General features: G+C 38.6%; 15 protein-coding genes, 1 pseudogene and 1 riboswitch. Of the genes and pseudogenes, 13 read left to right on the top strand and 3 right to left on the bottom strand.

Translation table 11 applies throughout. The features are described 5' to 3' along the window. The first annotated feature begins 2 nt into the window (after positions 1–2). From GO593_RS13770 to GO593_RS13785, 4 genes are all read left to right on the top strand, one after another. Positions 3–5,699 (top strand): two-partner secretion domain-containing protein, encoded by a 5,697-nt coding sequence (locus GO593_RS13770; protein WP_001039033.1) that lies wholly within the window; start codon positions 3–5, stop codon positions 5,697–5,699. Beyond that, the gene (locus GO593_RS13775) at positions 5,700–6,224 is read left to right on the top strand and encodes an SMI1/KNR4 family protein (protein WP_000771520.1); all 525 of its coding nucleotides are present in this window, start codon (positions 5,700–5,702) and stop codon (positions 6,222–6,224) included. A 77-nt stretch (positions 6,225–6,301) separates the two neighbouring features. Beyond that, positions 6,302–7,645, top strand: a complete 1,344-nt coding sequence (locus GO593_RS13780) for a hypothetical protein (protein WP_000966620.1) — start codon at positions 6,302–6,304, stop codon at positions 7,643–7,645. Between the two features lie 869 nt (positions 7,646–8,514). After that, positions 8,515–9,075 (top strand): TetR/AcrR family transcriptional regulator, encoded by a 561-nt coding sequence (locus tag GO593_RS13785; protein WP_001133099.1) that lies wholly within the window; start codon positions 8,515–8,517, stop codon positions 9,073–9,075. 56 nt (positions 9,076–9,131) lie between these two features. On the opposite strand, the gene GO593_RS13790 is transcribed toward GO593_RS13785, so the two are convergent. Next, the gene (locus tag GO593_RS13790) at positions 9,132–9,563 is read right to left on the bottom strand and encodes an SRPBCC family protein (protein WP_000921218.1); all 432 of its coding nucleotides are present in this window, start codon (positions 9,561–9,563) and stop codon (positions 9,132–9,134) included. A gap of 252 nt (positions 9,564–9,815) precedes the next feature. Between GO593_RS13790 and GO593_RS13795 the strand changes: the two genes are divergently transcribed. From GO593_RS13795 to uca, 4 genes are all read left to right on the top strand, one after another. Then, on the top strand, positions 9,816–10,979 hold the full coding sequence (locus tag GO593_RS13795) for a zinc-dependent alcohol dehydrogenase (protein ID WP_001202401.1): 1,164 nt from the start codon (positions 9,816–9,818) through the stop codon (positions 10,977–10,979). A gap of 192 nt (positions 10,980–11,171) precedes the next feature. Further along, positions 11,172–11,267: riboswitch (guanidine-I (ykkC/yxkD leader) on the top strand. A 28-nt stretch (positions 11,268–11,295) separates the two neighbouring features. Beyond that, a complete protein-coding gene (locus tag GO593_RS13800) occupies positions 11,296–12,036 on the top strand; it encodes an urea amidolyase associated protein UAAP1 (protein ID WP_001090544.1) in 741 nt (246 codons plus the stop codon). Positions 12,037–12,051: 15 nt separating this feature from the next. Further along, entirely contained in the window at positions 12,052–12,705 is a 654-nt protein-coding gene (locus tag GO593_RS13805; protein WP_000217385.1) for an urea amidolyase associated protein UAAP2, read from the top strand. Positions 12,706–12,707: 2 nt separating this feature from the next. Further along, entirely contained in the window at positions 12,708–16,313 is a 3,606-nt protein-coding gene (gene uca / locus GO593_RS13810; RefSeq protein WP_000475262.1) for an urea carboxylase, read from the top strand. Between the two features lie 39 nt (positions 16,314–16,352). Here the strand turns inward: uca and GO593_RS13815 are convergent, their stop codons facing one another. Next, positions 16,353–16,889 carry an NAD(P)H-dependent oxidoreductase gene (locus tag GO593_RS13815; RefSeq protein ID WP_001196273.1) on the bottom strand — a complete coding sequence of 179 codons (537 nt, stop codon included), beginning with the start codon at positions 16,887–16,889 and terminating at the stop codon, positions 16,353–16,355. 93 nt (positions 16,890–16,982) lie between these two features. Here GO593_RS13815 and GO593_RS13820 point away from each other — a divergent pair, with 93 nt between their 5' ends. Beyond that, a complete protein-coding gene (locus GO593_RS13820; protein ID WP_001140302.1) occupies positions 16,983–17,339 on the top strand; it encodes a winged helix-turn-helix transcriptional regulator in 357 nt (118 codons plus the stop codon). A gap of 7 nt (positions 17,340–17,346) precedes the next feature. On the opposite strand, the pseudogene GO593_RS13825 reads toward GO593_RS13820, so the two are convergent. Next, a pseudogene (locus GO593_RS13825) lies at positions 17,347–19,217 on the bottom strand (ATP-dependent nuclease). Positions 19,218–19,509: 292 nt separating this feature from the next. On the opposite strand from GO593_RS13825, the gene GO593_RS13830 reads away from it, so the two are divergent. The 4 genes from GO593_RS13830 to GO593_RS13845 are packed head-to-tail and all read left to right on the top strand — an operon-like array spanning position 19,510 to position 22,917. After that, positions 19,510–19,635 (top strand): hypothetical protein, encoded by a 126-nt coding sequence (locus GO593_RS13830; protein ID WP_001000624.1) that lies wholly within the window; start codon positions 19,510–19,512, stop codon positions 19,633–19,635. Positions 19,636–19,639: 4 nt separating this feature from the next. Continuing rightward, the gene (locus GO593_RS13835) at positions 19,640–20,074 is read left to right on the top strand and encodes a CopG family ribbon-helix-helix protein (RefSeq protein ID WP_001126090.1); all 435 of its coding nucleotides are present in this window, start codon (positions 19,640–19,642) and stop codon (positions 20,072–20,074) included. Between the two features lie 12 nt (positions 20,075–20,086). Further along, the gene (gene atzF / locus GO593_RS13840; protein WP_000916843.1) at positions 20,087–21,898 is read left to right on the top strand and encodes an allophanate hydrolase; all 1,812 of its coding nucleotides are present in this window, start codon (positions 20,087–20,089) and stop codon (positions 21,896–21,898) included. Further along, entirely contained in the window at positions 21,895–22,917 is a 1,023-nt protein-coding gene (locus GO593_RS13845) for an ABC transporter substrate-binding protein (RefSeq protein ID WP_000591245.1), read from the top strand. The genes atzF and GO593_RS13845 overlap by 4 nt, the downstream gene beginning before the upstream one ends. Positions 22,918–22,936: the final 19 nt, after the last annotated feature.

The raw sequence follows: 22,936 nt of genomic DNA on the forward strand, positions 1-22,936 counted from the left end.
TTATGAATAAAAATCTTTATCGAATCATTTTTAACAAAGCCCGTAACATGTTTATGGCAGTTGCCGAGAATGTCAGAAGCCAGAGCAAGGCGGCAGGGCAATCTAGTTCCTCAGAAATAGTGAGTTATGGGCAATCATCGGGACAAGAAAAATCATTTCATCAACTGTGGCATGTCAAGGCATTAGTGACAAGTATGAGCTTATTGGTGCCTTTTGCTCCAGTCTATGCTGATATCGTTGCAGATAGTGCAGCGAATGCTGCAAACCGAGCTATCATAGCTGCTGGTAAGAACTCAGCAGGTAAAACTGTTCCAGTGGTTAACATTCAGACTCCTAAAAATGGTATTTCCCACAATATCTATAAACAGTTTGATGTATTGGCTGAAGGTGCTGTTTTAAATAACAGCCGCCAAGGGGCTACCACTAAAACCGTAGGAGCAGTGGCGGCAAACCCATTTTTAGCGACTGGTGAAGCGCGTGTCATCCTCAATGAAGTAAATTCATCAGCCGCTTCACGTTTTGAGGGGAACTTGGAAGTTGCAGGGCAAATGGCAGATGTCATTATTGCCAACCCATCTGGAATTAACATTAAAGGTGGTGGTTTTATTAATGCCAATAAGGCAATTTTTACCACAGGTAAACCTCAATTAAATGCCGATGGTAGTATTAAACAGTTCACAGTTGATCAAGGAAGAATTACGGTTTCAGCAAATCCTAACTCTAAGTTTGGATTAGGGGGAAATAATAATGATGCAAACTATGTTGACCTCTATGCTCGTGCATTAGAACTTAGTGCTGAGCTACGTGCCAAAAATGATATTCAGGTGATTGCAGGGGCAAATAATGTCAGTGCAGATTTACAGGAGGTTACAGCTAAAACAGGTACTGGAACTGCACCGGCATTGGCTGTGGATGTTAAAGCGCTGGGTGGGATGTATGCCAACAACATCTATTTGATGGGAACTGAAAAAGGTTTGGGCGTGACTAACGCAGGGACCATTCAGGCAGTCAACAATCTGGTAATTACAAGTGCAGGGAAAATTGAAAATAACGGAACCATCAAAACTACAGGTAGCCAAAATTCTGTATTAAATTTATCTAGTCAAAATAATGGAGATTTTACCTCTTCGGGGGCAATCCAATCAAATGGCAATATATTTATAAGTTCAGATAGAAACTTGGCATTGAATGGAGGGAAAATAGATAAATTAGGAACAACGTTAAGCTCTATTTTCTTATCGGCTAAAGGAGATGTTAGCTTACAAAATGATGTAAATATTCAAAATGCTGGAGTTGGAGGGGGCATCTATAGTGACTCATTGAATTTCAACTTAGGAAAGGACAGCAACATCTTAAGTCAAGGTGATATTTCTCTATTAGCAAACAATAATATTGATATACAAAATGGAAAAGGGATCACTAGTAATAATGATCTTAGCATCCAATCAAAAAATAATTTAAATATTGCTAACTCCAGCATTGAGTCTAAAGCTGGAAATGTAAATTTAATAAGTTTGGGTAATACTGCAAGTTCTTTGTTAGGTATTAATAATACCAAACTTTATGCTGGAAAAGATTTTAATATTAAGGGTGCAAAAAATATAAAACTAAATAGCTCTATTGTTCAGGAAAATTCTAATAATATAAATCTATACGCTGGTAATGATATTGAGATCGGTAATGATGTCAGTCCTGTGAGCTTAAAAACACAAGGTACGATAAATATAGCTGCAAAAAATAATCTTATCCTTCGCACCGATACAAGCTTACTGACAAAAAAAGATATTGATGTGCAAACTGACATCGGTAACCTGTATGCAAAAAGTCTCAATGTAAGCTCATCTGAAGGTAAAGTTTCAATTTTGGGGAATGGGAATGTAAATCTTGAGACTCAAAATGATGGATGGTATACCCTAAAAAATAGAATAAATGCAAAAAATGGAATTATCCTAGGGTCAAAAGGCGAAAATGCTATTACAAAAATAAATACGGTGGATCTTAAGTCTACAGATGGAAATGTATTACTTCTTTCTGGCGGGGATCTAACACTAGATGGCAATAATGGCTATACCACGGGTATGAAAGCTGCAGTTGCATCAGGTTTTATTAATGCAAAAGACGTAACTTTGTGGAGTAAAACCGGAGTTTTAGATATAAGCAGCGGTGTAATTAATGCATCGAATGGTGGAATATCAATTCGGGCAGGAAACAATGCTCAAGTACATGATATTGATTTAAACTCCACAAAAAATATTGAAATAAACTCCGATAAAGATCTTATATTAGAACGCACAAATACCAGAGCAAATCAACATATTGCCCTAAGCTCGAAGGGGAATATCAATGCTTATCAAAATTATATTTTAGATGCTAAAGGTGTTTTATCTGCAATTAGTAACGGAAGTATTGATGGGCAAGGGTATGGTGGAGCAGTTATTGTTGAGGCAAACCAGCTATCGAATAACGGAATAGATTTTAGAGCAACTGGAAGTGAGTTACTTCAATTAGATACTAAACTAAAAAATATAAACGGTAACTTGTCGATTCAGCTTAATAAAGACTTTGTCATTAAACCAACTCATGGGCATGACACAATCACATTAGTTGCAGAAAATGATATTGATGTTCGGTCTAAACAAGGAGCCATAAGGATTGAAGGTGAAAATTTTGCACCTAATCTAAATGAAGCAGGTTTTGTTGGCATCATCTCTAGGAAAGGTGGTCTTAGTTTAGAAGGTACAAGCGTCGATATTAAAGGAACAAAAATAAATGTTCAAAAAGATATCAATATCGTTTCAACAAAGGGAGACCTTGTGATTGATGGGATTGCTGATAAAGTCAATGGCGTATCCAAGAAGAAAGATTTAATCAACAGTCAGGATGATCAGGAAAAGAAAAATTTTATCGCTAACACAATCACTGGGGTGGAAAACTTTAATAGCGAGTTATCTACGAATACTGGAAATATTAATATATCTTCTAAAAAAGGAGTTTCAATTACTGGCGCAAATATTGATGCAAAACAAGGAATAGTTAATATTCAAGCTCAGGGTGTTTTAAATGGGAAATATCGAGCTACTGCAAAAAAAGAAGGGACCACTGCAAAAGAACTAAGTGCAAGTATTATTATTGACGGTAATTTGGATGTATACGAAAAGGGTAACGAGACTGACCAGAATTACAGTTATAGAGAGTATGTAAATCCAACGAATATAAACGGAAATAAAGGGGTAAACATACGTGCTATAGGGAAAACTGTTAATGACAATTTAGTACTGCAAGGTGTAGGGATTAATTCTGCTCAAGGTGATGTAAATATTGAAGCAGATAAAAGTATATTGTTTGATACGGCACTTGAAACTTTATATGACCGTAGTACAAAAACAGAAACGAAAAGATCTTGGTATGGTAAGAAAAAAACTACCACCACAACAACGATTGGAGATGTTGTAACACCTGCTTCTGTTGATATTTATGGTAAGAATATTAACGTTATCAGCCAATTTAAAAACCCGTTACGGGCAGATGGTACAAGAGATCCTGCTTTGAATACATCTGTAGATATTTATTCTGCCCGATTTAATGCTAATGGCGGAAAAATTTCAATTCGATCTGGCGGAGACCTGAATTTTTTAACTGTAGCTGCTGTGAATAACTCAAACGTAAATCAGGTTAAAAAATCTTCATGGTTAGGGATTAATCTTGGTACGTCAAAAACCAATGCAACCAGAAATCAAACTACAGAAATACCTGCAAAATTAAAAGCTGATTATATTGGTACAAAATCAGGATATGACACAAGACTTGAAGGGACCGAGTTTACGTATCTCAAAAGTGCTACAATTGAGGCAGGGGGAACGATTACTTTAGTTCCTGCAAAGAATCTAGTTGAAGAAAGCCTAAATAGAAAAAAGAACTCTGTTGTCTGGCAGTCTATGCAGGACAAAGGATCAATTACTGAAACTGCACAGCTCCCTAATTTTAATGGACCACAACCCCCAGTTTTTAATGCAGCAGGTGGTTTAAGTGTACAAGTTCCTATTAGTGAAAAAGATGTTAATAAAGTCGAATTACGTGATGCAATTTTAAAATTAGCAAATCAACCGGGAAGCGCCTATCTTAAAGATTTAGTAAACCGTAAAGATATAGATTGGCAAACAGTTTTATTAACCCAAAAGGATTGGGATTATAAATCACAAGGTCTCACAGCGGCTGGAGCTGCCATTATTGTTATCATTGTGACAATTGCTACGATGGGTTCAGGTACTGCTGCAGCGGCTGGAGCAGCGGGGGGAACCGCAGCAAGTGGTACAACTGTAGGACTGGGTGCAAGTATGCTTGGAACTGCTGGAGTGACGACTACAGCAGCAGGAGCAATCGTTCCATCAACATTAGGGGCAATGGCAAATGCAGCAGTTACGAGTCTAGCTGCTCAGGCAAGTATTGGTCTGATTAATAACGGTGGGGATATTGGTAAGACCCTAAAAGAGATGGGAAGTAAAGACTCCATTAAAAATCTGGCTGCATCTGTGGTAACAGCAGGTTTATTAAGTCAAGTTGGTACTGCTCTAAATTTAAAACCAGACAGTACTCTTCTGTCAGACAGATTGGCAAACAATTTTGCATCTTCAGTAGGATCAACTTTAGTACAAACTGCAATTAATGGTGGAGATCTGGGAGATAATTTACAGGTTGCCTTACTTGCAGGTCTAGCAGGGGCATTACAAGGAGAGTTGGCTAGTCAGATTGGAACGAGTTTAGATAAAGTCGATCCGAACATATTTGAATATACAATTCATAAAATTGCCCATGCTGTTGTGGGGTGTGCTACGGCGGCAGCTACAAAACAGAGTTGTGAAGCGGGTGCAATTGGAGCAGGGGTTGGTGAAATAGTTGCAGAGCTTATGATTCCAGCGGGTAAAACTGCACTCGACCTAACAGATGCAGAAAGAACAAAAATTAAGGATACAAGTAAACTTATTGCGGGTACGACAGCTGCTTTTGCTGGATACGATGTTAATACTGCGGCAAATAGTGCGAATATAGCTGTTGAAAACAACACATTGGGTAAGCTTGCAACAACCGCAGGAAAAGCGGCATATAGAGTAGCTAAAAGAATTACTGATATGCCAGCCTCAGTAAGAGCAAATCTTAAACCCGACGATGTTATTAAGATTTTTAAGGAAGAAGGTGTTCAGGGAGTAATTGATATTGGGGACAATATCAAAACTTTGATTAGCCCTACATCCACACCTGGGGATAGAGCATTTGCAGCAATTGATTTGCTAATAGGTATTGATTTAAAAGCAGGCAAGAATGTTGATATTCTGAAATCCGAAAAGAATATAATTGGAAAAAATTATTCTGCTGGGCTAAATCGTGAAATTTTAAATAAGGCAGGTGATTTTTATCCGAATGTACCCGATTTAAGAACAGGAAGAACTATATCATTTCCAGTTGGTGACTTAAAAAAAGTACCTGAATTAAGTCGTGTTTCTTGGGGAGCGCAAGAACGTGGTAAGTTTATTCAGGAGTGGTATAAACGAGGTTATGAAACTCCGCGTGGTGGTTGGTCTGAATATGATATTCATCATATTAAACCTAGAGAGTTTGGTGGAACAAATGAATTCTGGAATTTAACACCTGTGCAAAGAAAAACACATCAACAGGAGTTTAATTCTTTTTGGAGAAATATGTAAATGAAGCTGTTAAATGAAGCATTAAGAAAAATAGAGACTCTTTGGAGTAAAGAGCCAAAGCATGCTGTTCATAGAGGAGAAAAAACTTTTTTTCAGTTTCGTTGTATTTTGAATAATGGTATTTCACCAGATAGATTTGGTGATATCGATTTGCAATTACCAACAGAGTTTAAGGAGTTCCTTTTAGTTAGTAATGGGGCTGATTTATTCAAGGATGAGGAATATGGGCAATGGGGAGCGAGAATATTTAGTATTGATGAGTTACAGTCATCTAATAAATATTATAGAGAGTTAAGACCTAAAGACTTCACTAAGGGGGATTTGATAATTGGTGAGTTTTATGGTGATTCAGATTTGTTACTGTTAAGGTGTGATCCTGAAAGTAAGGATTATGGCGCTGTACTTATCGCTTTACCTTTTGATAATCGCTCAGATTGGTATTGTTCAGTCAATTTTGAAAATTTTATAACTGACTATGTTAATTCTGAGGGCGATAAATTTTGGGAGATACAAACAAAAAAATAATTTTATAGAAGCTCAATGAATCGTTCAAAAGACTCTTTGAGTTTAATTTAAATCTTTAATAAAAGTGAATATTTTTTATGCTTTATAATCACATAAAACTATTACCCTTAGCACTTTTTTCTATTCTTTTAGCTGCATGTGGTGGTGGAGGTAGTGGGGATGATTCAGCGACATCAGATACACCTGTACCGAAGCCTATTGTAGAAGCGTCTGTATTAAGCCCAGATTTGGCACATGGCTATTTTGAAATTGAAAATTCAGGAGTTACTAATAACTCAACTATTAAGTTCTCACCATTTCATACAAACAGTGTAATTGAGGTATCCGCTTCAAATAATAGTATGTGGGATTTAGAGATTCTTACTCCAGGTAATGATTTATCTGCGCATATTAACAATTTGGCTGGTCTTTATTTTTATCCCAAAAGTGATAAGGTTGGGGTTTTGAGCTATTCAGAGAATGATAAAGGCCATTTGGCTGTCCAATGCCGAAACTCATGTAGTGATACATTCTCTTATAAATTCGAAAAACAAAGTGATGGTAAAACTTACTTTATTATAAGCGCAAATGGTGCTGTATCAGGGCGTTTAAATAATATTGACTTTGCTTCGACTGCCAAAATTAAAGGCTCTATTAAATTCGAAGTAAATTCTGATTGGCCAGTATGGAACACGAAACGTTTTAATGAATATCCAGCTAAATCAGATTTAGTCGTTAATGGTAAGCTGGCGACAATACAAAGATTTATGAATTGGACAACCAGTTCTGTCTTAACTTTTAACACAGATAAAGAATATTATTTTAACTTTTCTAATCCTCTGGATCCTGAACATGATAGGTTCATATTAACTGAGGGAAATTATTTTAGTAATGAACAGCCAAAAGAAGTTTATATATACAAAGGATATTTTAATCAGGATTTTATATTAAATACAGATTATGAAAATGGTCTAACTACCTTTAAATTTATCAATAATTCATTTACTAACCCTATTGAATATGTTGCATCTCCGCAGTTAAAGGTCTCAGGTGGTTTCGAGAAAAAAATTCCTTATGGGCAAGTTACAGCAGGAAGTGAAGTTTTTAAAATTGATGAGACAGTTGCGGCAGCTGCATATGCAGAAAATGAAAGTAAATATTTTCGTTTTATGAGTAGAGATCATAAGTCTGATCTCGAGTTTACGGTGAAATACGATACTATTACTAAAAAAGCAAATGTAGCGTATCAAAGACCTAAAAAAGATCAATTGAATGTAAATATTCATTTGAAATGGAATTGTAAATTGACAAATGATCATTGTACTGGTGTAACTGTCAATGAGTCAGAAGGAACCATTGAATTTAAAAATGTGCAGTTAGATGATGGTCGTATCATAAATGGTAAATTTGCCCATCTAGGGGTAAATGATCTGGTAGGCTGATAAGTTTTTATTTGTGTGAAGATTGAAAAGCTAGCCCTAATAAGGGCTAGTTTTTTTTAAGTATATTCCATTTTACTATTCTCGTTACGTTAAAAAGACATATATTAAAAATAATTCAAATACATAATTCATATCTAAAGCTAATCTATAGTTTGCTAGATAGCTATCAAATTAATAAAGCATGAAAGGTATATTCTTATTTTTCTATGAATATATTGGCCCATTTTCGATAGTTAATTTCTGTGTTTTATAAACTAATTTTTAACGGGAAAAGCTGAATTATTTCCCCTTACTTTTTAATGATCTATTTTAAAACAAATGTCATTTCCTACGCTTGACGCCAACAATAGCGAATACTATCCTTTGCCTGCTGGCCTACATTGCCAGTCGGTTTTAGCAGACCGTTTTCATCTAGAACATCAAAAAAGTAATTTTTTGGTGGTGAACTCGTTCGTCCCCCTTCGTAGCGGTAGGACGGAGGAGGGACGCCTTCGGGCGTGCCAGTTCCTAGATGACTGGTCTGCTAACCCTTCTTCGTTCTGCCACCATAATCATTTAGCAGTGATCTGGTAGAACTTCTATTTCATCTAGGAGTCCGCTATGCGTACTAATTCTTCTCAATTTTTGGCCTTTGCCAAAATCTCTCTATTTATACCGTTTAAATACTCTATAAATTGGTTTAACCGACTCTAGGTTTTTACACCTAAACATCGTTACGACTAAAAAATCATAGCAACAATAAACCCGAGATAGGCGAGCACATCTTTATTGTGCGGCTTTTGCATGCCTGTATTTAGCACTCAATTTAAGAGTGACGGTATGTTTATCTCTTTTATATACAACAAAAAATTATTTTAAACGGTATAACTATGCCAAATTTAGAAGCTTCATTTAGAGCACTCAGAGTGCTTCATACAGCAAAAGATTTATTTAACCAATATGGATTTCATAAAGTCGGTATTGACCGAATTATTGCCGAATCTAAGGTGACCAAAGCCACGTTTTATAACCATTTTCATTCAAAAGAAAGGCTCATTGAAATGTGCTTAACCTTTCAAAAAGATGGATTAAAAGAAGAGGTATTTTCTATTATTCATTCTTATCGTGAACTTATGGTGTTTGATAAGCTGAGAAAAATATTTTATCTCCATGCCAACCTCGAAGGGCTGTACCGTTTGCCTTTTAAGGCCATTTTTGAAATTGAAAAGTTTTATCCCACTGCCTACAAAGTAGTGGTTGATTATAGAAACTGGTTAGTGACCCAAATACATGGCCTACTTTTAACCGTCAAACCCACAGCTTTAATGGAAGATGCTCACATGTTTTTGTTTGTGATTGATGGGGCAATGGTTCAGCTTTTAAGTAAAGAGGAAACAGATGAACGAGATAAATTATTAGATTATTTTTTAAGAAAGCTGTCTGAGTGTTAAATCTAGAAACACTAAAAAAAGCCCATCACTGGGCTTTTTTAGTGGGTATGGGACTATTAAAACTTAAGTTTTTTAAGGCCACGGCTCACGCCATTTTGTAAAGCCGCTTTAATAATTGGGCCAATAAAAGGAACGCGACCTTTAAAGCTAATGGTGTAATTTAAACGAGTTCGGTTATTTCCCAAGTCAGTAAATTGCATCACACCACGGTGTGCCTTAATTGGGCTAATGCCGCTTGTAATTGCGTACTCGATCAGTTCATTTTCTTTGTAGACTAAATTTGTTTCAACAAATGAAGGTGTAAACGGAATAGACATCTTGCGTGCAGAGCCAACCCCATTACGTGCATCCTTTCCATTACTAATGCGAGTGACTTTAGCAGGGGCAAAAAGTTTACTTAGGTTTTCGTGTTCACTTAAGGCTGCAAAGACCTTGTCTACGGGTGCATCAAATTCTTGTATGATGTTGATTTTTTGAGTTTTTAACATCTTGTTCCCTCTAAAGTAAATTTGACATGAGTAATTGTCAGAATTTGGATATTAGCATGCTTTTCACTAGGGTGGAATTCTAGTTTGTCGGCGTGATTTCATCTCTATATTGCACGTTTTTTGTTAGAAGTGGAGCCTTAACTCATTTGCATTTGAGCAATATGCCTTACGTGAAAAATAACAATCGTTGCAAACCGTAAAGAAAGCCTCCTCATAATCAAATGACAATTATAGGAAATAGAGGAATAACAAATGCGCGCTCTTACTTACCACGGTGCAGAAGACGTTCGAGTAGAAACGGTTGCAGACCCGATTATACAAGAACCAGATGACATTATTTTACGTGTGACTGCCACAGCGATATGTGGGTCCGACTTACATTTATATCGAGGCAAAATCCCAAAGACTGAACATGGCGATATCTTTGGGCATGAGTTCATGGGCATTGTTGAAGAGGTCGGTCCAGCCGTCACTCAAGTAAAAAAGGGCGACCGTGTGATTGTACCATTTGTGATTGCCTGTGGTGAATGTTTCTTTTGCCAACTCGACTTAACCGCTGCATGTGAGACCACCAATACAGGGCGCGGCGCGATTATCAATAAAAAGCAGATTCCACCGGGTGCAGCTTTATTTGGCTATAGTCATCTTTACGGCGGTGTACCGGGCGGGCAAGCAGAATATGTGCGTGTGCCAAAAGCCAATAAAGGACCTTTTAAAGTACCCGGCTCACTGTCAGATGAAAAAGTACTTTTCTTGACCGATATTTTGCCTACGGCTTGGCAAGCCGTGACCAATGCCCAAGTGAAACGTGGCTCAACCGTTGCAATTTATGGTGCTGGTCCGGTCGGGCTATTAAGTGCTGCTTGTGCCAAGATGCTTGGGGCTGAAAAAATATTTATGGTCGATCACAATGAATATCGATTGAACTATGCGGCGGCAACCTATGACGCTATTCCGGTTAATTTTGATGAAGTCGATGCAGCCGAATTTATTATTCAAAATACGGACAATTACCGTGGGGTCGACGCGGTGATTGATGCGATTGGTTTTGAGGCAAAGGGCAGTGTTATTGAAACAGTCCTGACCAATTTAAAACTTGAAGGTTCAAGTGGCGCAGCGCTTCGTCAATGTATAGCCGCGGTTCGCCGTGGTGGTGTGGTGAGTGTACCGGGCGTATATGCAGGTCCAATTCATGGTTTCTTATTTGGTGATGCTTTTGATAAAGGCTTAACTTTTAAAATGGGCCAAACTCATGTGCATCAATATTTACCGCAACTCTTAGAATTGATTGAGCGTGGTGAATTAACACCTGAAACGATTATTACCCACCGAATGAAATTAGAAGATGCCGCAGAAGGTTATCGCATTTTTAATGAAAGAGAAGAGGACTGCCGTAAGGTGATTCTGCTTCCTTAAAAATCTCAGCCTTATAATTTCACTCTAGAGCCTCTTAATAAAAGGGGCTTTTTTTATTTTCAAGATGCACAATTTTTAGTGCAGCTTTTTTATTTTCCATTCTAAAGCGCACCCAATTTGCTCAAATAGAGTATTACTTTTAATCAAAAACGTAATACTAAGCTGGCATGTCCTTTGCATAGTCTTAAACAATCAAAAGTGATCTAGGGTTCCGATACTTACAGTATGTCTGGACCGAGAGTTCACGGTTCCTAGCGAACTACACGGAGGGATAAAAGCCCGGGAGGAAGTCTAAAACTATCCGACAGGAGTAGCTATGAACACTGCAAGTTATCATAACAATCAGGCGATTTGGACCGAACTTTTACCCGGAGGACATCACTGGTCGGGTCGTATTCAAAAGGGAACTATTCTTAGATTTACTTCGCTTGGCGCTCAGGCAAATGTTTCGTTGTTTTGTGTAAATGCTGCCGATGTGCTTGAACGTTTTAACATGCCCGACAGTTTAAAAGGGCAACACACCGCCTATTTAAAAGCTTCCAATGTATTGTACTCAGACCTTGGCCGTGTCATGGCTTCCATTGTTCGTGATGATCATGGTTGGAATGATGCACTTTGTGGCCCAAGCCGACCAGAACAAATTGAAAAGCAATTCGGTACTCGTACATTTCAAGATGCCCGCAATGATATGTACCAAAACGGCTTAGACAGCTTATTGATTGAAATGTGTAAATACGGACTTGCCAGCCAAGACCTGAGTGCCACGGTTAACCTATTTTCTAAAGTTGCACCAGATGAAAACGGTGCTTTGTCTTATGTCAGTTCTGATAACACCAATCAAAGCATTGAACTGCGCTTTGAAATGGACTGCTTAGTATTTTTATCTGCTGCGCCGCATGGTTTAGACACTAGCCCAAGCTATCAACCTGCCGATATTCAACTCAGTTTATTTAAAGCCAATTCACTAACAGACAGCGATATTTGTCGTGATGCATGTTCGCAAAATCAGCGCGCGTTTCAAAACACAGCCCGCTACTACGCACTTAGCAATATTTAAATCAGGAGAAGCATCATGACAGTTTTACAATCATTTGAAAAAGCAGTTTTAAATGAAGTTTGTCCTGCTGGCGAAGCCTGGATGTGTGAGGTTAAAAAAGGCCAATATTTTCGAATTATTGACCTTGAGGGAAACCAAGCAGTCGATACTTTATTTATGAGTGCAGAAAACCCGACTGAGCGTTATAGCGCAATGGATACCTTGGCTATCAACCAACAAATCTATTTAGAAAAGGGCACCAAACTCTACAGTAACTTGGGCCGTCCAATTGCCGTTATTCATGATGATAACTGTGGGCGCCATGACACCATTGGCGGTGCTTGCTCATGTGAAAGTAATACAGTTCGCTATGCACATGAAACCTACCCAATGCATAGTTGCCGTAACAACTTTATGTATGCCTTGGCAAAACACCCGATTGCAAAAAAGCATGGCTTAAATGTCCGTCACATCGGCCCAAACATTAACTTCTTTATGAATGTGCCTGTTACACCAGACGGCCAGCTTAAATTTGATGATGGAATTTCAGGACCGGGGAAATACGTCGAAGTTCGGGCGGAAATGGATTTGATTGTTTTAATTTCAAATTGTCCGCAGCTCAATAACCCATGTAATGCATATAACCCAACCAAAATTCAATTGGTTGTCCGTGAAGCGGAAGGGGTGTAAGCATGTTTAAAAAAGTTCTGATTGCCAACCGCGGTGCAATTGCCTGTCGTGTAATTCGTACCCTTAAAAAACTCGGGATCGCTTCGGTTGCAGTTTACTCCGAAGCTGACCGTGACTCGTTACACGTGACTTTGGCCGATGAAGCTTTTCTGATTGGCCCTGCACCTGCACATCAAAGTTATTTAAATATTGAAAAAATCCTTGAAGTAGCAAAACAGTCGGGAGCAGAAGCCATTCATCCCGGTTATGGTTTTTTGTCTGAAAATGCTGAGTTTTGTGATTTGTGCGAAAGCCAAGGCATTGCGTTTATTGGGCCAACTTCAAGCCAAATGCTCGACTTTGGTTTAAAACATACTGCACGTGAACTTGCTATTAAAAGTAATGTACCTCTACTTCCGGGCAGCTCACTACTTGCCGATGAAGCCGAGGCCTTAACCGAGGCGGCCCGTATTGGCTATCCAGTCATGCTGAAAAGTACCGCGGGCGGTGGGGGTATTGGCATGCGTCTGGTCTGGAATGAAACCGAGTTAAAAGATGCTTATCAAACCGTGTCTTATTTAGCTCAGGTCAATTTTAAAGATGCAGGTTTGTATTTAGAAAAATTTGTACAACACGCACGCCATATCGAAGTACAAATTTTTGGTGATGGGAAAGGGCAAGTTTTAGCGTTAGGTGAGCGTGATTGTTCGGTACAACGCCGTAATCAGAAAGTCATTGAAGAAACACCCGCGCCACACTTAAATGAACAGCAACGTGACTACCTTCAAAAAGTTGCGATTCAACTCATGCAGTCGGTGAACTACCGCTCGGCAGGCACGGTTGAGTTTGTCATGGACACCGAAACCCAAGAATTTTATTTCTTAGAGGTCAACACGCGTTTGCAAGTCGAGCACGGCGTGACTGAGCAAGTGTTTAGTGTCGACTTAGTTGAATGGATGGTTACTTTGGCAAGCGGTGACTGGTTAGCACCAACAGAAAAATTAGAGCCAACAGGATATTCCATTCAAGTTCGTCTTTATGCCGAAGACCCAATTAAACAGTTCCAGCCGAGTGCAGGCCTGCTTACACACGTTAAATTTGACCCGCAAGCCCGAGTCGAAACATGGGTTGAAACAGGTTCAACGGTATCGTCTTTTTATGACCCAATGATTGCCAAAATCATTGTGACTGCTGCAACACGGGACCAAGCCATACAGGCAATGAGTGCTAGTCTTGCCAACACGCAGGTGGCTGGCATCGAAACCAATTTAGAATATTTACAAAACATTATTGCTTGTGATGTGTTTGCTTTAGGTACTCAAACCACTCGATTTTTAAATACCTTTGAATGGAAAACTCAAAAAATTGAGGTGTTGCAGGCTGGCATTCAAACCGCCATTCAGGATGTAACAGGTCGACTAGGTTATTGGGATGTTGGGGTGCCGCCATCAGGTGCCATCGATCCACTCAGTTTAACTGTGGCAAACCAGCTTCTAGCCAATGAGCCAAATACGGCAGGGCTTGAATGTACCTTGCAAGGGCCAACTTTAAAGTTTCACTGCGACAGCCAAATTGTGATTACGGGCGGTGATATGCCTTCAAAACTTGATGGCCAACTGGTGCCGATGTGGCAAACCATCAATGTAAAAAAAGGTCAAGTTTTAAAATGTGGGATTATCCGTTCAGGTTGCCGTAGCTATATAGGCGTGAAAGGTGGTTTCGATGTTCCTGAGTATTTAGGGTCACAGGCGACTTTCACTTTAGGGCAGTTTGGTGGACATGCAGGCCGTAATTTATTAATTGGCGATATGTTGCCAATTACTGAATATTCCGCTCAATCGACTACAGCTTTAGCTCAAGCGCAAATTCCTAGCTTTACCCAAAACTGGGAAATTGCCGTCATGTATGGGCCACATGGCGCACCAGATTTTTTCACTAAACAAGATATTGATACCTTCTTTGCCAATGAGTTTGAAATTCACTATAACTCAAGCCGCACAGGCATTCGTTTAATTGGCCCAAAACCAGAGTGGGCACGTGAAGACGGTGGTGAGGCAGGCTTACATCCTTCCAATATTCACGACAATGCTTATGCCATTGGCGCAATTGATTTTACGGGCGATATGCCAATTATTCTGGGTCCAGATGGTCCGAGCTTAGGTGGCTTTGTTTGCCCTGCGGTAGTCATTCATTCCGAACTTTGGAAAATCGGGCAGCTAAAAGCAGGCGACAAGGTCAAATTTGTACCCGTGAGTTATGCGCAAGCAAAAGCACTCGATCAAAAATATCATCAAAGTTTAACCTCGACTGATACAACACAAATCGATTTCAACCCAACCATTCAATCAGAACCCGACACTTTAAAAGATGCAGTTTTAGCCACTTTAGACGGTAAAGCTGACTTACCAAGCGTGACCTATCGACCAGCAGGAAATAGCTATTTGTTGGTGGAATATGGCGAGTTAGTACTTGACCTAAATTTACGCTTCCGTATTCATGCACTCATGCAATGGGTCAAAGATCAAAACATTCAGGGTATTATCGACTTAACACCGGGCATTCGTTCACTGCAAATTCATTTTGATTCAATCCAGCTTGATCAACTTGAGCTTTTACAGAAACTTCAACAAGCAGAAGCCGAATTACCCGACATTCAAAATATGCAGGTGCCTTCACGGACTGTCTATTTGCCTTTGGCTTGGGAAGATTCGCAGACTCAACTTGCCACCGAGCGCTATACACAAATTGTTCGTCCAGATGCACCGTGGTGCCCAGATAACGTCGAGTTTATTCGTCGTATTAATGGCTTAGCTTCTAAGCAAGCAGTTAAAGATGTGGTTTATAGCGCAAACTATTTGGTGATGGGTTTAGGCGATGTGTATTTAGGTGCACCCGTTGCAACGCCACTCGATCCACGCCAACGTTTAGTGACCACAAAATATAACCCTGCGCGAACTTGGACACCTGAAAATGCGGTCGGCATTGGCGGGGCGTATATGTGTGTGTACGGTATGGAAGGGCCGGGTGGCTACCAGTTTGTCGGTCGCACGACCCAAATGTGGAGCCCTTACCGTAAAAATGCCAACTTCGAAGAAGGCAAACCATGGTTACTGCGCTTTTTTGACCAAGTTAAGTTTTATGAAGTTTCTGAGACTGAACTTCTGCAAATGCGTGAAGACTTTAAGGCGGGGCGTCTACAACTTCGTATTGAAGATGGTGTGCTTAACTTAAAAGAATACAACGAGTTTTTAAAAACACATCAAGACAGCATTCAAGCCTTTAAAGACATGCAACAAGCTAACTTTGAGGCTGAGCGCCGCCGTTGGCACGAAGCAGGTTTGCAAGAATATATTTCTGAAAGCCTAGATGCTGTTGATGAAGGTGAAACCGTGGTTATTCCTGAAGGAGGCTGTGCAGTCGAATCACACATGCCGGGTTCAATCTGGAAAATTGAATGTGCATCAGGAGATATTGTTGAAGAAGGTGCAACCCTTGCAGTAATTGAAGCAATGAAAATTGAAATTCCGATTATTGCGCCGGAACGCATGAAAGTAGAAACCATTACCATTGAAAAAGGGCAAACCGTAAAAACAGGACAAGTGCTATTTACTTTGGCACCAGTCGCTTAAACCAAAAGAGAGCATCGATATTGATGCTCTCTTTTTTTATTATGCTTCGGTCAAATGTTTTAATACTTTATGGCCATGTTCAACAGCTTCTAATTTAATTTTCGACTCTGGGTTACCCGATAAAGGCGATACGTGATAAAGCAAGTAAGTAGCGCTTAATTGCATTTGTGTATATTGAATTGAATATTGAACCGCTTTTAAAAAACTATCCGCTAAGTTTTCTCGGTCGTTCACCATATCGGCTTCTTTTTGCCCGACTGTCATACTAATAATGACTTTCTTATCTTTTAATTTGTCGCCTTGAGAGCCATAAGCAAACTGATAAGTAAAAACTTCATCAAACCATAGCTTCAAAATTGCGGGCATATTAAACCAGAACATTGGATATTGCAGAATAATCGTGTCGTGGCGTAACAACGCTTTTTGTTCAGCACTTACGTCAATTTTATAGTCCGGATAAAGCTGGAAAATATCTCGCACTTCAAGGTCCGGATAGGTTTTTACGAGTTCACTCACAATCGTTTTATTTGCAATTGATTGAGCGTAGTAGGGATGAGCCAAAATGAGTAAAGCCATAATCATACCTTTTAACTATAAAAATAATAGTCACTATAATTTTTATAGTATGGGCGTACAATAACTATCAAAATTGATAGGTAGCGTTTAAAAATGGCAAAAACTGAAAATAAATGTGAAATCAGCATGAATGGAAAAACCTATCCATGTCATATCAGTATGGCTATGGATTTGGTGGGTGGAAAATGGAAATGCGTGATTTTGTATTATCTAAAAGATGGGCCAAAACGCTTTAATGAAATCAATCAATTAATGCCAACCATCACAGAAATGACCTTAAGCCTTCAACTTAAACAATTAGAGCAAAGTGGCTTAATCTCTCGAACCGTTTATGGTGAAAAAGCACCGATTAAAGTGGTTTATGAAATGACCGAATTAGGCCAATCTTTTAAGCCTGTTTTAGAGTCTTTATCGGTATGGGCACATACGATGATTAATCAGTCACCATAGGGTTAGCTTATTGATTACATTTTTCTATATGCTTAAAAATTCTTTCACAAAGTGCCTTTGCCTTAGGGGTAAGCTGCCAGTCAGGGTTTTCATCAAAATCTTTAATTATTTCGCGGCAAAAATCTAACTTATATTTTATAGTCCCCACACCATTACCATCTGCAAATGCAGTTTTTTTGTAGTAGAAGACGGTTTCTTTATTTTTGAATCAATTAATTTTCCAATTCCATAATTTGCATGATCAAAGTAATTTTCATCAGTAATACTGTCAATAAGTGAAATATCATAACTCTTTTTAGTCTCAGGCTTCATGCGAGGAAAACGGACTTTTGCTACTCGAACTATTGATGATTTGGGCAAAGTATTTTCTGTTTCTTTACATTCTAAAATATAATAATTTTCTTTGTTTAATTCAGATTTTAAGATTCTCACACGATCAGCTTTTCCTTGAATATCGCCATCTGCGATTAATAGCATTTCACTTGCAACAGCTTTTGCACTTAAGCCTTTATCTTCTAAATGATCCGCATAATCATCACTAAAAGACCAATGTGTTAAGTTACTTCCTGCATATTCTACAAATGTGTAGTGGTAATTGGGCATGAAGCGTCGATATTTCTTATATTGCTCAAGATCCGAATTTTCTAATTCACTTAAATATTTTTCCATATATTTTGTGATATAAAGACGATCAGTTATGCCTTCAACCCAAATTGTACAGTTGGCTAAATAGACTGATGAGGGTTTTACGCCTAATGAAGCGAGTAAGTCACGATCTCTATCACAACGGTAAATTTTAAATTCAAATTCTTTTGGATTTTCAGATTTAGGTTGTTTAACAAATTTTTGGATAATAACTTGGTCTGACTCATCTGCCATATCTAAAAGATGATTCGAGTGTGTAGTAAAAAAATAATAATGGTTAGTTTCATTTAAATAAAAATTCATGAGTTGGCGAACCATGCCAGCATGCATATGCAACTCAGGTTCTTCTATAAAAAAGGAATAGATTTCATCTTTTTTAGTGAAAGCTTCATAAGTTAAAATAATAGCTTGTTGTAAACCGTCACCTAATTGTGAAATAGGGAATTGCTTATCCTTTCCTATTTTAATATTAACAACATCTTGATCATGCTTTGGAATAAGTGAAACTGGTTCATTATCAAAGAAGTATTGGCTAAGCTTTTCTTCATAATCTTTAATTAGATCACGTTGCTCTGGCTCACCTAATAAATGAATTTTTAAGTCTTCATATAAAAGTTCACCAGTAATGATATTAGTAGAACTATATTCATGTTGATTATTAAAATAGTCTTTCTGTGTACGTTCTAGATAAGGTAATTTATTTTTCTCGTTTATAACAGGTCGCATACCGCGTAATATAGGAATATATTTTTTTCCACTATCATTAGCGATTAATAAATCATTTTCCTCAATTTTTGTGCTTATTTGTTGAGTGATAGTAGTAAAAATCTCTTTATCTTTTATACGATATAATTTTATTTTCTCAAAGTTTTTTAAAAAATAATCCTTATATCTAACACGTGGAAATACTTTAGTTTCAAGTATGTCATTAATATAATTTAATAAGTCTGCTCTGTATGAACTAGAGCTACCATTACCCATCCAAATACTATTGGATTCATTTTCTACTAATTCTTTTAAGGTAGATATTTCTGATGTAGCATCATAAAAATTATTATCACGAATATTTTTATTAGAAGCGTATAGGGTGCGTAAAAAGCGGCTTTTTCCTGCATTATTTTTACCAATGAAAAAATTAAGACGCTTTATTTCTATAGCTTGTTCAGAAGCTATATGATTATCTGAAAAATAAAAATTTAGGTCGTCTGCCCAATAATATAGCTTATAGTTCATACTTTAATGACAATATATTGAATAACTATATGATATGACAAAATAATTTTAAATTAAAACTCATTTGTTCAATTAAATTAATATTTCTTAATGCTTTCTTGGTTTAGCTTTTTTCGAAATAGCAAATGTATTTTGTTGCCCTGATTTTGCACAACTTGAATGTTTCTGCCCAAAAAACACTCATAAATACCCGTTTAATCCATCAAAACACACTTAAAAACTGGCACATTTTCTGCATCTCTTATCAGTAATACAAAAACTGAATTTGGTAATACCAAGCTAGAGGTGCGATATGAACGATGTAAAACCTGTGGTTAAACCAAAGCAAACTTTAAAAGCATTTTTAGTCGAATTGCTTAGCGTACGCGCAGGCGTATATATCAAACAAAACAATCATCCGAATAAAGCAAAAGGATAAGACTGTGCCGAAACGAAAGTTGGCTCGAATCAGTATTACCGTACCTGAATCGACCCTCAACGCGCTCGACCAAAAAATTGTCGAGCAGAACTATGAAAGTCGCTCGCAAGCCATTGTCGACATGATTAATAAACACCTGATTGCAGAGCAAGCACAGGCCAATGAAGTCATGGTGGGCACATTAACGCTGCTTTATGACGCTAGCCAAATGACCTTGCGCAATCAATTGGTTGACTTGCAACAACAGTTTTTAGCACAGGTGATTAGTTCACTTCATATTCAGCTCGACCAACAAAAGATATTACAAGTCATGTTAATGCAGGGCGCGAGTTCTGAGCTTAGACAAATTAGCCAGCAATTTATTGTGCTGAAAGGGGTGATCAAAGGACATCTAGAACTGATGGATGCCGTCATGCCGCCTATACAACAAAATGACTAAATGAGGAGTAGCGTGTTGAAAAATTTATGGACCATCCAAGACTGGAAAACAGCATATCAAAACGGGCAAATCCATCTTAAGGATCTGATTGGCTATGTGGCAGAAATTAAAAATGATGATCATGCATGGATTGAAATTGCATCGAACGAGCAGATTCAATCGCAAATTGATATTTTAAAAGACCAGAATATTACTGACCTACCTCTATATGGTGTGCCATTTGCAGTTAAAGACAACATTGATGTCGCTGGCTTTCACACTACTGCTGCCTGTAAAGAGGTTCAATATTTAGCAAACCAAGATGCTGCCGTCGTTGCCAAACTAAAAAAAGCAGGGGCAATTGTGGTTGGTAAAACTAATCTCGATCAGTTTGCAACGGGACTAGTTGGCGTTCGCTCGCCCTATGGTGCAGTAAAAAATAGTTTTAACCCCGAATATATTAGTGGTGGTTCAAGTTCTGGTTCGTCAGTAGTGGTTGCCAACGGTATTGTACCTTTTAGTTTAGGGACAGATACGGCAGGGTCAGGGCGTGTTCCTGCGGGCCATAACAATATTGTGGGCCTTAAACCGACAAAAGGCTGGTTTTCTACCACAGGTCTAATTCCTGCATGTCGAACCATTGATGTCATTTCTATTTTTGCACTGAATATTGATGATGCGTGGACCATTGCGAATTTAATGCAGGGCTATGATGAAACAGATGAATATTCACGAGTACATCCAGCTAATGTACCAACTCAGTTTTCTAAACGAAAAATAGCTATTCCGGCTCAGCTTGAGTTTTATGGCGATCTGGAATCTGAAAAAGCCTTTTTAGTTGCAGTCGAGCGTGTAAAAAAACTGGGCTATGACGTTGAGAGTATTGATTTCAGTGCATTCAATGAACTTGCTGCCGCACTATATAATGATGCTTGGGTAGCGGAAAGAACAGTCGCCGTTGAACGCATGACAACACGTGAAAAGGCTCATCCAGTCATTGCCCAGATTATTGCGCAGGCAGATAAATTCAAGGCAACAGATGCACTTCAAGCCGAATATAACCGCGCCGTACTAGCTCGAAAAATTAATTTGGCTTTACAACCTTTTGATGCATTGATGGTTCCGACAGCGCCAACCATTTACACCATTGCCGAAGTTGAAGCCGACCCGTTGACTAAAAATGCACACATGGGGGCCTATACCAACTTTGTTAATTTTGCCGATCTTTCTGCTTTAGCTTTACCTAATGTACTTCGTGAAGACGGTCTACCAAGCGGCGTAACCTTTATTGCACCAGCTTGGCACGATCAGGCACTCGCCAATTTTGCGCAGCTTTGGCAAACCGAGACATCGCTGAGTTTAGGTAAATCAACTCAACATTATCAAAAAAGTATAAAAATCCATTCGAATCATTCAGTACAGCTTGCCGTTGTGGGAGCACATTTAACAGGCATGCCCCTTAATTTTCAGCTCACTAGCCGTAATGCCACTTTGCTCAAGAAAACTCAGACGACAGATGCTTATAAACTCTTTGCTTTAAAAAATACCACACCACCAAAGCCAGGCCTGCAATGTGATGCAGAAGGGACATCAATTGAAGTCGAAGTGTGGGATGTTCCTTTAGCAAATTTTGGAGCCATTGTGGCTGAAGTACCTGCACCACTTGGTATTGGGAACCTGAAACTAAAAGATGGTACATGGGTTAAAGGCTTTATTTGCGAAGCGTATGCCATTCAGGATGCAATCGATATTAGCCATTTTGGAGGTTGGCGAGCTTACATACAGTCACTCAATCAAACCGCTCAAAGTGTCGTTAGTAAAAATGTTGGGGAAGTTTCTATATGATTAAAAAAGCGTTGTTATCCGTATCTATTTTATCGGCAGTTGTATTGGGTGGATGTGACAATACGGCTAAAGTGCCCGAGGCTAAACAAGATGCTCAGGCAGCCGCAAATACAAAACCAATTACCATCGGCTATAGTGATTGGCCGGGCTGGGTGGCTTGGCAAGTGGCTATTGAAAAAGGCTGGTTAAAAGAAGCAGGGTTAAATGTAGAGTTTAAATGGTTTGATTATTCGGCTTCTCTTTCGGCCTTTTCGGCAAATCAGCTCGACGCTGTGTTGGTCACCAATGGCGATAACTTGGTAACAGCTTCGGGTGGTACGCAAGGCATGATGATCATGGCAACGGATTATTCCGCGGGCAATGATGTCATTATTGCAAAAGAGGGCATTAATACCATTCAAGACTTAAAAGGAAAATCGATCGGTGTCGAAAAAGGCTTGGTTGACCATCTTTTATTAGCAACAGCTTTAACCGACCATAACATTAAAGCGAATGAGGTGAAGCTGGTAAATTCAGCGACGAACCAATTACCTCAAGTGTTTAATAGCCCAGATATTTCCGCGATTGCTGTTTGGCAACCCGTTGCAGGTCAGGCATTAAAAGCAGTGGCAGGCTCTAAAATTATCTATACCTCTAAAGACAAGCCGGGTTTAATTTACGACACCTTAACAGTCAACATGAGTCATTTAACAGCTCATCAAGACGAATGGAAAAAAATCATTCAAGTGTGGGATAAAACAGTTAAATATATTAATGACCCTGCAACCCATGCCGATGCGGTTAAAATTATGGCAAACCGTTCAGGGGTTGATCCAAAGCAATATGAGTTGATGGTCAGCGGTACGCATCTATTAGATATCAATGCCAATAAAAAAGTATTTACTAAATCTCAAGGCTTTGACTCGATTTATGGCTCTAGCTATCACGTCAATAAATTTAACGTCGAAAACGGTATTTATAAAACTGAACAAAATGTAGATGGGTTGATTTATCCAACACTCATCGAACAACTCAAATAAGCTCCATAAAGCAAAAAGC

Origin of the sequence: Acinetobacter baumannii, assembly GCF_009759685.1 — a bacterium.
GTDB lineage: Bacteria > Pseudomonadota > Gammaproteobacteria > Pseudomonadales > Moraxellaceae > Acinetobacter > Acinetobacter baumannii.